General features: G+C 39.8%; 17 protein-coding genes. 9 read left to right on the forward strand and 8 right to left on the reverse strand.

The annotated features are described in order from the left end of the window. Positions 1 to 1,308 carry a chloride channel protein gene (locus R1T16_RS06395; protein WP_317500267.1) on the reverse strand — a complete coding sequence of 436 codons (1,308 nt, stop codon included), beginning with the start codon at positions 1,306 to 1,308 and terminating at the stop codon, positions 1 to 3. Positions 1,309 to 1,347: 39 nt separating this feature from the next. Continuing rightward, positions 1,348 to 2,520, reverse strand: a complete 1,173-nt coding sequence (locus R1T16_RS06400) for a tRNA modification GTPase (RefSeq protein WP_317500268.1) — start codon at positions 2,518 to 2,520, stop codon at positions 1,348 to 1,350. A gap of 150 nt (positions 2,521 to 2,670) precedes the next feature. Here R1T16_RS06400 and R1T16_RS06405 point away from each other — a divergent pair, with 150 nt between their 5' ends. Further along, positions 2,671 to 4,827, forward strand: a complete 2,157-nt coding sequence (locus R1T16_RS06405; protein WP_317500269.1) for a carboxypeptidase-like regulatory domain-containing protein — start codon at positions 2,671 to 2,673, stop codon at positions 4,825 to 4,827. Between the two features lie 36 nt (positions 4,828 to 4,863). Here the strand turns inward: R1T16_RS06405 and R1T16_RS06410 are convergent, their stop codons facing one another. The 4 genes from R1T16_RS06410 to R1T16_RS06425 form a co-directional block, all read right to left on the reverse strand. Further along, positions 4,864 to 5,316, reverse strand: coding sequence for a hypothetical protein (locus R1T16_RS06410; protein WP_317500270.1), 453 nt, complete (start codon positions 5,314 to 5,316; stop codon positions 4,864 to 4,866). Between the two features lie 146 nt (positions 5,317 to 5,462). Continuing rightward, the gene (locus tag R1T16_RS06415; RefSeq protein ID WP_317500271.1) at positions 5,463 to 6,347 is read right to left on the reverse strand and encodes a T9SS type A sorting domain-containing protein; all 885 of its coding nucleotides are present in this window, start codon (positions 6,345 to 6,347) and stop codon (positions 5,463 to 5,465) included. Between the two features lie 169 nt (positions 6,348 to 6,516). Next, positions 6,517 to 7,365 carry a helix-turn-helix transcriptional regulator gene (locus R1T16_RS06420; RefSeq protein ID WP_317500272.1) on the reverse strand — a complete coding sequence of 283 codons (849 nt, stop codon included), beginning with the start codon at positions 7,363 to 7,365 and terminating at the stop codon, positions 6,517 to 6,519. Positions 7,366 to 7,465: 100 nt separating this feature from the next. Continuing rightward, the gene (locus R1T16_RS06425) at positions 7,466 to 8,062 is read right to left on the reverse strand and encodes a hypothetical protein (protein WP_317500273.1); all 597 of its coding nucleotides are present in this window, start codon (positions 8,060 to 8,062) and stop codon (positions 7,466 to 7,468) included. Positions 8,063 to 8,374: 312 nt separating this feature from the next. Between R1T16_RS06425 and R1T16_RS06430 the strand changes: the two genes are divergently transcribed. The 8 genes from R1T16_RS06430 (at position 8,375) to R1T16_RS06465 (ending at position 13,221) form a co-directional block, all read left to right on the forward strand. Beyond that, a complete protein-coding gene (locus tag R1T16_RS06430) occupies positions 8,375 to 8,998 on the forward strand; it encodes a hypothetical protein (protein WP_317500274.1) in 624 nt (207 codons plus the stop codon). Positions 8,999 to 9,002: 4 nt separating this feature from the next. Then, complete coding sequence (locus R1T16_RS06435; RefSeq protein ID WP_317500275.1) at positions 9,003 to 9,413, forward strand: hypothetical protein; 411 nt, start codon at positions 9,003 to 9,005, stop codon at positions 9,411 to 9,413. Then, entirely contained in the window at positions 9,413 to 10,756 is a 1,344-nt protein-coding gene (locus tag R1T16_RS06440) for a histidine kinase (RefSeq protein ID WP_317500276.1), read from the forward strand. The genes R1T16_RS06435 and R1T16_RS06440 overlap by 1 nt, the downstream gene beginning before the upstream one ends. Positions 10,757 to 10,764: 8 nt before the next feature. Next, positions 10,765 to 11,070, forward strand: coding sequence for a 2TM domain-containing protein (locus R1T16_RS06445; RefSeq protein ID WP_317500277.1), 306 nt, complete (start codon positions 10,765 to 10,767; stop codon positions 11,068 to 11,070). Between the two features lies 1 nt (position 11,071). Further along, a complete protein-coding gene (locus R1T16_RS06450) occupies positions 11,072 to 11,392 on the forward strand; it encodes a 2TM domain-containing protein (protein WP_317500278.1) in 321 nt (106 codons plus the stop codon). Between the two features lie 47 nt (positions 11,393 to 11,439). Then, on the forward strand, positions 11,440 to 12,195 hold the full coding sequence (locus tag R1T16_RS06455) for a LytTR family DNA-binding domain-containing protein (protein WP_317500279.1): 756 nt from the start codon (positions 11,440 to 11,442) through the stop codon (positions 12,193 to 12,195). A gap of 82 nt (positions 12,196 to 12,277) precedes the next feature. Further along, positions 12,278 to 12,688, forward strand: a complete 411-nt coding sequence (locus R1T16_RS06460) for a hypothetical protein (RefSeq protein ID WP_317500280.1) — start codon at positions 12,278 to 12,280, stop codon at positions 12,686 to 12,688. Positions 12,689 to 12,807: 119 nt separating this feature from the next. Then, positions 12,808 to 13,221, forward strand: coding sequence for a hypothetical protein (locus R1T16_RS06465; RefSeq protein ID WP_317500281.1), 414 nt, complete (start codon positions 12,808 to 12,810; stop codon positions 13,219 to 13,221). A 92-nt stretch (positions 13,222 to 13,313) separates the two neighbouring features. On the opposite strand, the gene R1T16_RS06470 is transcribed toward R1T16_RS06465, so the two are convergent. Beyond that, positions 13,314 to 13,496 (reverse strand): CsbD family protein, encoded by a 183-nt coding sequence (locus R1T16_RS06470; RefSeq protein WP_317500282.1) that lies wholly within the window; start codon positions 13,494 to 13,496, stop codon positions 13,314 to 13,316. A gap of 75 nt (positions 13,497 to 13,571) precedes the next feature. After that, on the reverse strand, positions 13,572 to 14,612 hold the full coding sequence (locus R1T16_RS06475) for a COX15/CtaA family protein (protein WP_317500283.1): 1,041 nt from the start codon (positions 14,610 to 14,612) through the stop codon (positions 13,572 to 13,574). Positions 14,613 to 14,744 lie beyond the last annotated feature (132 nt).

Genomic DNA, 14,744 nt, shown 5'->3' on the forward strand with positions numbered 1-14,744 from the left:
TTAGTGTTTTGCAGGTGCTAAAGAGTAAACGGTGTAAGGGTAGATGGCTTTCGCCGAGTATTTTGCTACAAGGGTTCCCACCAGTATCGGTGCAAACAAGGTATAGTCGTTAACGAGCGCACATACCAGGAACAAGGCTGTAAATGGTGCGTGTATGCTGGCACTAAGCATGGCCGCCATCCCGATAACCATAAAGTTGATGGGTATCACACCGGCATCAAAATAGGTATTAAGAAACGAGGCAAAGAACAGCCCTATAAAAGCACCTATAAAAAGGCTGGGTGCAAATACTCCACCATCGCCACCTGCTGATAGCGTTATAGATGTTATCACAGGCTTCAGCAGCAGCAAAGCGGTAAATAGTGCTACGTGTGGCAATGTTAGTATCAGGGTATTTGCCGTAAGCAAACTTTCTTTCATGGCATGGTAGCCATCGCCATACAGCTGCGGAAAGATAAACAACATAGTGCTTATTATAGCTGCCGCAATTAGTATCTTATAATAATGCCCCGATATTTTTGAAAATTGGCCTTTAAAGAACATTACGCACCTGGTAAGGTATATAGAATTCAGTCCGCATAGTATACCCAAAAGGACAAAGTATGGTGTTGCAAACCAGTTCCATTGGGTAATGTTCATGGCAAATAATGGCTTCTCTTTAATGATAAGGATAAAAGCAAATGCTATGGCTGCAGCAAGCAGGTTGGTCACTAAAAATACTTTGTTTGCCTTTTTAGACACTACCTCATAGGCAAATAATAATCCGGCAAGCGGGCTGCAGAATAGTGCCGTAATACCGGCAGTGATGCCTGCACAGATAAGCTCTGTTTTATATTTTCTGAATATCTTCTCTTTTTCCTGTGCCAATGACCCAATGGCCGCTGTAGATACTACTGTTGAAACTTCAACACCCGTACTTCCGCCAAAGCTAACGGTAAGCAAGCCATTGATAAAGTGTGACGGTATCTTGTACGATGGCAGGTTCTTTCCTGTTGCGGTGCTCTCAAAAACTTCTTTAATGCCTTTGTTTTCTTTCTTCTTAAACAGGTACTGCCTTAATATATAAATTAGAGATAAACCAAAGAAAGGAAATACGATAAGGTACAGGCTGTGGTGCTGTGACTCACGAAAAAGAGCTTCTTCATAGTGTTCTGTAATATGTTTTAAAGAAACCGCAAGAAATGCGGCAAGAAAACCTATAACAAGCGAAACAACGGTAAGTTTGGCATACTTGTCAAAGGTATATTTTTGCTTACGGGCAAGATTAACCATTGCAGTAAATGTATTTAATACTGCAAAAGTACGCATCAAATTACGAATATGATAAGGAAATCGTTTAAAAGTGGGCTACAGCAGCTTATAACCCAGGATAATGCATGTAGAATTGTAACTTCCTGACCAGTAAGCATAGTTCAATAGTTCGTGCGAAAAGTTATGCCTCAATTCCACACTGTATTGCTTATAGCTGAAACCGCCGCCTAAGGCTAAACCCGAATTTTTTTCGATATCCAGCTTTGAGCCGCCAAATTGTATGTAAGGGTCGCCTAATGGTATAGCTAATACATAGGCAGCATCTATAAAAAATTTTGCATTTTGGTTGAGGTACATGTAATGCCTTGCGCCAAAAGGGAGTTCAATATAGTTATAGTCGGCTTTTACCTGCTGGTTGCCTTTTCTTCCGCTTCCGCTAAAGGTTTGATAATTAGGATCGGCAAAAATAGACCACTTGTTATTGTTAAATGGCATTACATATTCAACTTCTGCACCTATTCTTATGCCGGTTTTACTTTCAAAATCAAAATAATTTTTAGAAACACCATTGCTAACATCTAATGATGAAAAACTTATTCCGGGAGTAATCTTTAAATTAACGCTGCCACTGCTTTGTTTTTTGGTAAGGTCGGTTACCTTTTGCCCCGAATTTCCGTTATACTCATTAAAGAGTTTTACGATCGGGTCTTTTTTATACTGGACTTTCTTAAACTTATCCATATCATTCCTTTCGCCTTTCATTAGATTGTACAACTGCTGGCGGAAGAAATTGTTCTTGCCTACCTGGGTTCCTATTTTGTACTCTTTAAATACAAGCTGTTCTGCTTTGCTGTGATTGCCTGTGCTATAAAAGTATTTTACAAAGTTGCCTTCCTCATATTGGTATAAATTGGCTTTGCCCTCCACAAGAACATTTAGCAATAGGGTTTCTTCATTCCATTTTGGTTCTTTTTCGGTGTCCAGGTCTTCCAGTACAATTTTAGAGCGGTCTACGTTTACTGTAAAGCGCATGTATTTATATATGTTATTAATGCTAAATTCGCTGATTTGCCTTATTGTTTTAGTTCTACTCTCTTCGTTTTCAGAAAGTTTGTATTCTATGTTTGAGGGATTGTTTTTCCAGGCCAGATTTTTAATAAAGCATTCTGTTTTTTTACCGTTTTCTATAAAATATCCGGGTTCAAATCTGTTTTGCGCTATTGATATCAAAGGAAATAGCAATGATAGCAGGGCGATAGCTTTCTTCATCAGGGAGTAACGGTGTTGGTTAAATTGGTGGTGCTAAAGTAAAATAAATATTGCAATCTGCAACTCATCCTCAAAATTCTACAATTCAGGATTCTTTTTTATGATGGCTGGGATTTTCCACCGCAATTTTGATGAACCAAACCAACCACCATGAAACCAATAATTACTTTTTTACTGCTTATTATGACTGCCATCTTGCAGGCACAAACAAAGATTGAGGGAACACTTACCAATTCTAAGGGTAAATACCTCGCTGGAGCCAATGTTTACCTTGACGGTACTTATGATGGCGCGAGTACCGATGCACAGGGTTTCTTTTCGTTCGAAACTTTAGAAAAAGGGAATCAGATACTCGTAATCACCCTGCTGTTTCACGAAGACATACGTCAGGATATCGTAATTGAAGATTATAAATTGCAAGCGCTTGTTATGAAAGAAAGCGTAAATACGCTGGATGCTGTTGTAATTTCGGCAGGCACTTTCCAGGCGGGCGATAACAGTAAGGTAACGGCTCTTAAACCGCTGGATATTGTTACTACGGCAGGTTCTGCAGGCGATATCGTTGCCGCACTGCAAACGCTTCCGGGTACGCAGACAGTAGGAGAGAGCGGCAGGCTGTTTGTGCGTGGCGGAGAATCTGATGAAACGCAGACTTTTGTAGACGGATTACGTGTAGCGCAGCCGTATGGCGCTTCGGCTAATAACCTGCCCGCACGCGGCCGCTTTTCTCCGTTTCTTTTTAGCGGGATGACATTTTCTACAGGCGGTTACTCGGCAGAATATGGCGAGGCACTTTCAAGTGTACTATTGCTCAATACCATAGAAGAACCGGCACAGGAACAAACCGATATTTCACTCATGACGGTAGGCCTTGGCCTTGGCAATACCCAAAAATGGGAAAAAAGCTCACTGAGCTTTAACCTTAGCTACATCAACCTGCAGCCGTATCAGTGGCTTGTACCGCAAAAGGTAAGCTGGAACAAGCCGTATCAGTCGCTATCGGGAGAAACGGTGTATCGCTATAAATTAAATAATAACGGGATGCTTAAGGTATATGCCGCTTTTGACCACGCTAACTTTGACCTTAACCAGGAGGATGTTAACGAATCTAAGCCAGTACGTGTGGACATGAAGAACGATAATTTTTATTTCAATACTTCTTACAGAGGGATGTTTGGCACGCAATGGACAATACAAAGCGGTATCGCTTACGGCTACAGCCATAACAATATTGGCCTTAACCAAAATATTGTAACCAACGGCGAACACAGCTCTCACTTAAAATTAAAACTGCGTAAAAGCTTTAGCGAAAGGGTAAAGCTAACCTTTGGAGTCGATTATTTTATTACCGATTTTACTGAAAAATATAAGGAGCCGGCAGGTTTTCAGTTTAATAGCGGCTACAATAACTCAATAGGGGCGGTGTATGCAGAAACGGATATTTTCCTTTCCAGACAGCTGGCTTTTAAGGCGGGATTAAGGAGCTCGTATGCAAGCGTATTACAACAGGGTACGGTAGAACCGCGTGCTGCGCTGGCATATAAAGTAAGCGGTAAAAGCCAGTTCTCTCTGGCCTATGGCGATTTTTACCAGACACCGAAACAGGATTATTTAAAATACTACAAGAACTTTGAACACGAGAAAACAGCACACTACATATTTAATTACCTGTACAACATAGATGGAAAAATGCTAAGGGCAGAAGCTTACTATAAAAAATACGATAATCTTGTAAAATACAATGGTATTACGGCAGCTTACGATTCGCAGTATAGTAATTCGGGCAGGGGATATGCACAGGGGATAGATCTTTTGTGGAGGGATAACAACACAATTAAGAATCTGGAATATTGGGTGTCGTACTCATACATAGACAGCAAGAGGGATTACAGGAACTACGAACACAGTGTTACACCCAGCTACATAGCACGCCACAATTTTTCTATTGTAACAAAGTATTGGATAAACAGCCTTCGTTCTCAGGTAGGTATTACGCATTCATTTAACAGCGGCAGGCCGTATGATAACCCTAACGAAACGGCCTTCATGAACAGGCAGACCAAATGCTATAATAACCTTAGCATGAGCTGGGCGTGGCTAATGAGCCCGCAGAAGATAGTGTACATTTCAGTATCTAATGTAACGGGAAGCAGCAATGTGTTTGGTTATACTTATGCTAATAATCCCGGCGCTGACGGACAATATGCAAGACAGGCGATTACACAGCAGGCATCACGTTTTTTCTTCGTAGGCTTCTTCTGGACGATAAGCGATGATAAAGCTAAGAACCAGCTGGATAATCTCTAATTGTAAAAAGTCAAAAAGCCGTCAGGTTATAAAGCGTTATTTAATCGTTCCTAAGTAGGGCTTAAAGTCAAGGTGTTTGCTATACTGGTTCAATTTTGCAGCGTAGATGTAAAGTTCTTCGGGCGCTTTGGTACCATATACATGAACCGAATTCTCTGTACTGCCTTTGGTTTTAGTAAGGGTAAAGGTGCTGGCATCCATTATGGCATTGTCGTTATAAGCAGCTTTGTATTTAGCGAAGTCCAGCTTTTGCACAAGTGACTTCAGGCTATCTTTTTGCATATCGTCTAAAATGGCATAACTGTTGGCGGCAGGTTCAGGGCGGCGTTTAATAAAATAAACCGTATCACTGTTATTGAATTTTATAGAATAGTCAAGTGCCTGTGCCGAAAATGAATATTCAAACGTATCAAAAGGCAGCTCTGTTTTTTCGGTTTTAGAACAGCTTAAAAAAGTAATGGCAAGAAAAGACAGCGAGATATATTTCATGTATAAAATTTTGAAGGTTAAATATCGGGCTAATCTTTTTAACAGGCAACAAAAAACAGGGGCTATAGCCCCTGTTAGTTACCTAAACCTAAATTAAAACAAATCACCATTTTAGGTAAAACGGCAACCTTTCATGAAAAAATTAATTAATCCTTGATTAGTCGGGAATACGTCACACTGTTTCCCTGCGCAAGCTTTACAGCATATACGCCTTTATAAAGCTGTTGCAGGTCTATAACGCTGCCTTCGGTAATCCTTTTAGAGAGTACAAGTTTTCCGGTCATGTCATAAATCGCTGCCTCTCCCGAAAAATTTGTAACAGCCACCGAATTAACAGCGGGGTTAGGGTAAAGTTTTACATTATTGTGTGCAATAAAATCATCACTGCCCATGGTGAGGGCCTCCAGTTTAAGATTATCTACCGTAAAATAAGAACCATTATTATTAGGGCAGATAAGCCCGCCGGTATCACCGTCTCTTTTAAGTTTTGAACAATCTAATAAAACAATGATACTATCAGGTGTGTCCAGGCTTGTATAGTTTATGTTACAGGTAAAACTGCTGTAGTCTAAACTTTCGTTTAAATGAATTTTTCCTGAGCCTATGGTATCATTCTGGCTAAGTGCCGCATTCCATTTGGTAAGGAAAACGCTAACCCTGGCAGTATCCTTAACGATCTCGTTATTTTGAGCGAGCAGGTCATTTTCAGTATACTTGTAAAAACCTGTCAATGTAGATGGTCTGTAGTCTATAGGTACCTTCTGCTTGGCTTCATCTTTAACGTAGTTGTACCATATTCCCAGTTTTAGGGCATAGTCGCCATCCTGGGCCGCGGTATCGGCCGGGTAGTAAAATGTAGCTTCCTCACTTTCAAAAAAATCATTTCTTAAGGTCCAGCCTGTAGGCTTGTTCTGCATCCATTCTTCAATGGCTGCAGGGGCGGTTTGCCATTGTTCAAAACTCGTGTTTTGCAATTGTGCCATTGCGATAAATGGCAGTGCAAAAAGTGTTAATGTAAAAATCTTTTTCATAGCATTTTATTTAATAGATTAATTATATTTCAAAATTATGACTATAAAATGCCAGATAAGTTATGTAAAAGCCGTAAACACTTATAGATTTAATGGTGTTTGTGACAATAAGTACAAAACGCAGCAAATTATGCTGCGTTTTTGATTCAGAATGAAAAAGGGGGAATTATTAAGCGTATATCTTATTCAATATAGAAGATTGAAGCGCTGTGGGCGTAAGGCCTGTGCAGGACTTAATGAAACCGCTAAAGTTTGCCGGGCTGTCAAAATTCAGTTCATAAGCAATTTCTTTGAGCGACAGCTGGTTTAGGAGCATCATTCGCCGTATTTCAAGTATAAGCTCTTCATGAATGAGTTTAAGCGCAGTTTTACCAAGGCTGTTTTTGCAGGCCAGGTTGAGCTTATCTGGGCTGCAGTTTATGAGTTCGCAGTAGTCGGCTACTTTCTTTTTAGATTTTATGTATTGTGCCAGGAGCGATATAAACTGAACTACAACCTGATGGCCCTGTAATGTAACGGTATCGCTGTGCTGCTCTATTAAAGTAATAAGCAATATTTGCAGGTAGCTATATGCTTTATGGATAGAGAGTGAGGACAATTCTTCTTGCTGCAGCAGCACCCATATACTCTCAGTAAGACTGTAAAGATGTAGAAAAGTTTCTTTATCGGCTTTAAAAGCAGGATTGGTAAAATAGAGGTGCGAGTGCTTTATGGGATGAATAAGATCAAATATGTTCTTTCTGAATTGTATGATCATCCCTTCTGCCGATTTGCGTTCCATAAGATGTATCTGCCCCGGATAAATAGTATACAGCTGCCCGGCATGCATGTCGTGCTGATTAAAATCTATGATCTGGAAGCCATGGCCGCTTTTTACCAGTATAATTTCAAAGTAATCGTGACGATGGGCCTGATGAAAATTATAAGGATTAGGATAGTCAAGCGGCTCTATAATGAGCAGCCTGTTAGGGTGCGGCAACGAAACCGTATCGGGTAATTGCAATTCTTTCTGATCCATTTGTTCTAGCATTTTTTTAACAAACAGCGCTAAAACAGTTTACCCTAAGTTGTAGGGTTACTTTTGCAGGATTAGTAAATTGTGAGCTTTATTTTAGCAATTATTTAATTTTTATGTACACACAGGTAAGTGTAAGCATCTGCCATTTTGCGGCTGCAAAATCATAAAAATATTTGCTGAATGTTGCCTGAAGTTTTCCCGGGCTTAACAGCCTAATATCTTTCATTTCCCCGTAAACAGCAGGATCCTGGTTTTTATCGTTGTTTTCCAGCGTAATAACTTGAGTGGTTTTATTAAAATCAAAGACATACCCAAGGCCGCTTTTAGTAAAACTTACAGATCCCGGTTTGCCGGGCGTACTAACAACTACATTAGAGTGAGGAAGATAAAAGCTCATGATCTCTTCTACGTTGTTGTTATAAATAACCGGCTTTATTTCGAGTTCAGATGAGCTGTCAAAAAATGTGGCATCAATTTCCATAAAAAGATCTGTAGATGTAATGCCGTCATTATTCATATCGACTTCTATGTCAGATGACATGGAAATAAGTTTATAAACTCCTGCAAGGGACGATGAAGAAGTGCCGCTGCCATTATTTCTTCCGCTGCCACTGGTGCCATCATCACTTCCGGTGCAACCGGACAGCGAGATGGAAAAGGCTGTAAAAAGCATTACTTTTAGTAAAGTTGTCTTCATTTTAACGGATTTAAAAATCAATTACTTGGCAATGATTTATCAAATATAATAACAATAATGATACGTTGTGGTAAAATAGAAGTTTTAAAAGCAAAAAAAATGTGATTTATTTGTGAAAACGTTTTCTGATGCCTTAAAAATAAGGTGTTTCTTAAGTGTACTTTATTTAAATGTAAGATTGCAAAATTGTATTGATGTGCCGATTTTGCAATTCATCCCCTTAATTCTACAATTGGGTAAACCCTTTTTTTAAACATGGCAGATTCTGTACATATTTGTATCATCAAAATGTAGCAACCTAAATTTATTACTATGATACGACTTATTACATTATTCGTTATGATGATTGGCAGTACTCTTACTGCACAATCTCAATATGAGTCCGGAATGCAGAAGGCTTTCGGCTTGTGGAAAGAAGATAAACCTGTAGAAGCATCGGCAATGTTTGAAAGGATCGCCGCTGTAGAAAAAACAAACTGGCTTCCTCAATATTATGTAGCTTTTATCAATACGCTTGAAGCTTTTAAAACTAAAGACAAAGAGCAGATAAATGCCCTGCTTTTCAAAGCACAGGCTGCACAAGACATGGCAACGGCACTATCTCCCGATAATCCAGAACTATTGGTCTCGCAATGTCTTATCTACACCGCGTGGATTGTGTATGACCCTATGGCAAATGGTATGAAATATTCAGGCAAAGCAAACGAATTGTATGCAAAGGCCTATTCGCTGGCGCCAAATAACCCGAGGGTGGTATACGCTAAAGCCGAATTTGAAATAGGCGGTGCGGCATATTTTGGGCAGGACACAGCGCCGATGTGTAAGGAAGTAGAACGTTCAATAGGTCTTTTTGCTAACTTTAAACCCGAAACAGTTTTCCATCCTAACTGGGGAAAAGACAGGGCAGAGAAAAAGCTGGCAGAATGTAAAAAATAAAAATATGATTTTTGAAGACGACTCAAATATTGGCTATGTATTCCTGCCGGTTTTGGTACTAACGGCTATTTATGCAAGATTTATTAAGCGCGATACAGGCGATCCACTTCGTGATAAGCTTAAGGACTTAGAAATAATGCTGATAGGGTTTGGAATTACAATCTTCATCGCTGTCCTTGCGCTGCCGTCAACGCCATCATTGAGCACATTTGGTTATCCTGAAACGCTGGAAGATATAAATTCACAAAAGAAAATGTTGAGGCTTTTCCAGAAGTATAATAAAGCTATTGTAAGAACAACAGACGTGGTGCACTGGATGCTTTTTATAGCTGCGATATGGTTTACAGGAACACTCTATCAACTCATAAAAATTATGAGGATTAAAAGAGAAGTAAAAATAAGCGCTAAAAAGTAATGAAGAGAATCTATAGGGAAATATTCAGGTCGCTGGCCATAGGGACAATAATTTTTGTTGTACTGTTTTTTGTTGCCATGGCAAACGGAAAGGCTTTTAAATGGGACAATAACCTGTTCTTCAATTTTGTCTTTGTAATGCTGTATTCGGTTTTATTGTATGTGGCTAACAGTACGCTGTTTGTGCTTTTTGACAAAAAGTTTGGCAAAGGCACAATGAGCACGCCGCGGCTGGTGTATGGTTTCTTCGGATCAATAGGAGTATCGGTATTTATAATATTCTTGCTTCGTGTTTTTGAAGAGGTGGGATTTGAAGGCAAATCGTTTGCAGCTTATTTTGAAACAGAAACACTTTCTAACTATTATACCGCTACGATAATCACTGTTGTTTTAACAGGAGCAACACATGCTTTTTATTTCTATAAACGTTACCAGGAAAACAAGGTAAAGGAACAAAAGATAATTGCAGGTACAGCTTCTGCACAGTTTGAGTCGCTTAAGAACCAGATAGACCCGCACTTTCTTTTCAACAGCCTCAATGTATTGAGCTCTTTGATCGAAGAGAATCCTGATAATGCGCAGCGATTCACAACGTCTTTATCTAAAATATACCGTTACGTACTTGAGCAGAAAGATAAGGAGCTCATTAGTGTTCAGGAGGAGCTTTCGTTTGCAAAGACCTACATGAACCTACTTAAGATGAGGTTTGAGAACAGCCTTTCTTACGAATTACCTGAAAAACAACCGGACAGCGAATGTAAGGTAGTGCCGCTGTCGTTGCAGTTATTATTAGAAAACACGATAAAACACAATGTGGTGAGTCCGCAGAGGCCGCTTCATATTACGATCTTTGAAGAAAACGGCTACCTGGTAGTGGGGAATAATCTCCAGAAGAAGGAAGTACTGCAGGACAGGCGCGGAGTAGGCCTGCAGAATATAGTGAGCCGCTATGCAATTTTAACCTCCCGAAATGTATTGGTGGAGGCGTCAGATGAGTATTTTAGGGTTAAACTGCCCATATTAACTAAACAAGTTTCGGTTATGGAAACAACATACGAAAACGAACAAAGCAGCTATTTTAAAGCACAGAAAAAAATAGAGGAGATTAAAGGTTTTTATGGTAACCTTGCCTCATACATAGTAGTTACCATTGGCCTCGCCATTCTTAATCTGCTTACATACCCCGCATATTTGTGGTTTTTATTTCCTATGGTAGGTTGGGGTATAGGTGTAATCATCCACGGATTTAAAACCTACGACTATATGCCGTTCCTGGATAATGACTGGGAGGAGCGTAAGGTAAGAGAGATTATGAATAAAGAAAAGTCTAACCGCTGGAAATAATATTGATTATGGACAACTTAGAAAAAACAGCCTACGACAGGGCACGTCGCAAAGCAAAAGAAATAAAATCGTTTTACATAAACGTTACAAGTTACCTTATCTGTATACCCATTGTAATAATAGTGAACCTTACTTTTAGTCCGCAGTTTCATTGGTTCTGGTTTTCGGCACTCGGCTGGGGAATGGGTATTGCAGCTCACGCAATGGCAGCATTTGGCTATCCTTTTTTAGGCAAGGACTGGGAAGAGAGAAAGCTAAAAGAGCTGATGGATAAAATAGACAGGGAAAAAGAACAACAGGCTAAATATGAGTAACATGGAAAAATCATTTGACGAACAGGTAAGGCTTCAAAAAGCGCGAAAGAAAGTTAAGGAGATAAAAGGGTTCTATATGCACTTTGTAATCTACCTTATTGTTAATATCTTTTTCCTAATCGTGCATGCCTTTGACCTGAAAGAAGGTGAAAACTTTTTTGAATGGGATACTTTTATGATGCCTTTAGGCTGGGGAATAGGGGTGTTCTTCCATTGGTTAGGCGCCTTTAAACCCAGTGTAACCATAGCAAAAGAATGGGAAAAACGCAAAATACAGGAGCTTATGGAGCAGGAAAAGAACAACAAAAAGGAATGGCAGTAGTTTAACTGCGGTAAAAAGCTTACAACCAATAAATCATCAATCAAAAAATGAACGTTATAATAATAGAAGATGAAAAACCTGCTGCACGCCTGTTGCAGCGCAAGCTGTCAAAATTAGGAATAGAGGCGGGGACAATGCTGCATTCTGTAGAAGAAAGCCTGGAATGGTTTGGCAGCAATCCGCATCCTGAGCTTATATTCCTTGACATTCAGCTTTCAGACGGGCTTTCTTTCGAAATATTTGAGAACGTAGCGATTAACAGTGCTGTAATTTTTACGACTGCTTATGACGAATATGCCCTTCGCGCCTTCAAGCTAAACAGTATAGATTATCTTTTAAAACCTATTGATGAAGATGACCTGGCAGCAGCAGTGAATAAATACAAAGAACGACAGCCGAAAGCGCAGAACCTTTCTCTGGATTTTGACCAGATAAAACGAATGCTTGCCAACCCCGCAGAGAAAAGCTATAAGCAGCGCTTTACCATAAAAATGGGGCAGCACCTTAAAATGATAAACGTTGAGGACGCCGAGTGCTTTTTTAGTGAAAACAAAGGCACGTACATCCATACGACAGACGGCAGGGATTATCTTCTTGAAAATACCCTTGAGCAACTTGAAAATGAGCTGGACCCTGCAAAGTTTTTTCGCGTAAGCAGAAAGTTCATCGTTTCTGTTACTGCTATTAAAGATATTGTTGTATATACCAACTCACGCCTTAAAATAATTCTGCCTACATATAAAGACGATGAGGTTATCGTGAGCCGCGAGCGTGTAAACGATTTCAGGGAATGGCTGGGTTAAGCCTGTTTTCATAAAGTTGATGTAAAGTGCTTTGCTTCAGTAATTGGAGTGGCTAACTTTAGTAAAACTAAAAGTATCAGCTATGAAAACAAAGAAAGAATATACCAAAACCCAAAACCTTTCAAGAATTGCTCTTGGTGCCATGCTTGTTACAGCAGGTATAGGCCATTTAACCTTCTCAAGGAAAGAGTTTCAGGCACAGGTACCCGACTGGGTTCCTGTAGATAAAGACACAACTGTTTTACTTTCGGGAGTTGCAGAGATTGCATTGGGCTTATCTATCGCTGCTTTAAAAAAAGAACGTAAAACAACCGGAGTTGTTGCTGCTTCTTTTTTCGCGGCAGTGTTTCCGGGGAATATTTCCCAATACAAAAATCGGCGTGACGGTTTCGGACTGGATACCGATAATAAGCGACTGGCAAGATTGTTCTTTCAACCGGTGCTCATGGGCTGGGCGTTATGGAGTTCAGGTGCATTGCAGTCAAAAAAGTAAAAATAATCAAGAGAATAACCGTATCTATGGTTTGATTCTGACGATTTAGTAAAAATAACCCAACCATTATTTTGTAAGGTAATTGTACTTAACTTTGAGTAAACCAATCACTTACTATTATGGAAACTTCTACTCATTACACAAAAGCCCAGAATATCTTCAGGATATTGCTGGGCTGTCTTTTAGTATTTACCGGTATAGGCCATTTGTCTTTTCTGCATGAGGAATTTCTTTCGCAGGTTCCCGGCTGGGTTCCGCTGGACGCCGGCCTTGTCGTAACACTGTCAGGTATTGTGGAGCTGCTGATCGGGCTTTCGCTATTATTTTTAGCCCGTTACCGTACTACAGTAGGCTGGGTCGCTGCAATATTTTTTATATGCATCTTCCCGGGCAATTATGCGCAATACGTAAATCATGATCCTGCTTTTGGGCTTGATACAGACAATATAAGGCTAACACGGCTGTTCCTGCATCCGCTGTTGGTTATCTGGCCTTTATGGAGTTGCGGCGTTTTTAATAAAAGAGGCAGGTAAATTATAGGTATAAAAAAACTGTTCGATAAGCAGAATACTACTTATAGAACAGTTTCGGAATATGTGGTTATATAACCCTGAAGGAAAATGGGCTATTGAAACAGGGATAAAATCTCTTTTTTCGCTTTGCCCAGTTTCTGTTCAAGTTTGCCCCACATTTCATCGTCTTTGCCTTCTTCATACGTCAAATCGTCGTCTGTAAGTTCGGCATATTTCTGTTTTAGTTTTCCTTTAAATTCGTCCCAGTTTCCTTTAAGTTCAGTTGAATTCGGCATGGTGTCTTTTTCTTTATTTGTTTAATGTAAAGTTACCTGCTCAATTCTTAAACTTGTGGTAAGGGAAATGTAAAACTATGCTAAATGTTGCTGTGCTTTCCTTCCGCTTTCCAGTATCATGTAATATTGGATACCAAAAAGAACAGAAGCCGCAACTATGTGCGTTGTCTGCATCCCAAAAGGAAAATCAAAATAGTACATTGCAATTCCTGATGCGATCTCTAAGATAAGCAGGTACATAACCCAGGTGGTTTTTGCATAGCCCAGGTTTAGTTTCCTGTTGCGCAGGTAAAGCCATAGGTTAACACCAAATACCACAAAAGAAAAAGTCCTGTGAATATAGAAATTAATGATTGGGCTGTCCATAACCAGGTGCATGTTTTCATAGCCAAGCATCTTGATGCGTTCGTCTACAAACTGGCGTACTTCAGTTCCCAGGACAACCTGTATAAGGGTTATAGCTAATGAAGCAACTAGCAGTGTCTTAAAAAGTTTATCTTTTTTTAATGTTACTGCGGTATGCGTAAGTTCTTTAGATTTATCAAGAATATACAGTATTACTGCAACAATAACAAGTGCTGCTACCATGTGTATGGTTATCTTGATAGGGTTCAGTACCGAGTCTACAACTGTTTTGCCCAGCCATGCCTGAAAGCCCATTAAAAATACGGCAAACCATGAAAGCAGGATTAGGCTTGATTTCGTCTTTCTGAATCTTAATGATGCAAATGCCATTGCTAACACAGCGAGACCGGCAAGCGCTCCTGTAAGCCTGTTGATGTACTCTACCCAGGTATGTACGGGATTAAATTCGGCGTAATCGTGTTTGGTGTAAACCTCCCAGTTTTCAGGGTTGTAAGTATCTGTAGTGGTAAATGTTTCTTTAGCCACCCAAAGTTTTTCATCCTGTATGATAACCTGACCTTTACTGAACTCGTGGTTTGGTGACCACATAAGTTCTTTAATATCAGTAGGTGGAATGTAGTACCCAAAGCATCTTGGCCAGTCAGGGCATCCCATTCCGGATCCTGTCATGCGTACTAACGCACCGGCTACTATTACTAAGTAAACCAGAATAAGAGCGGTTTTTGTAATCTTCTGAAAATTAAATTTCATTTCTTTTTTTATTGCGAATTACGGGTAAAGCCGTAATTTATTTTATGATATATGTCAGGTTCCTATGCGATTTATATTCTTTTATAGATCCTTCTTTCGTTAGGATAACAGCAGAGTGTCATTCTGAGCGCA

It is taken from the genome of Flavobacterium sp. DG1-102-2 (genome assembly GCF_033042555.1).
GTDB lineage: Bacteria > Bacteroidota > Bacteroidia > Flavobacteriales > Flavobacteriaceae > Flavobacterium.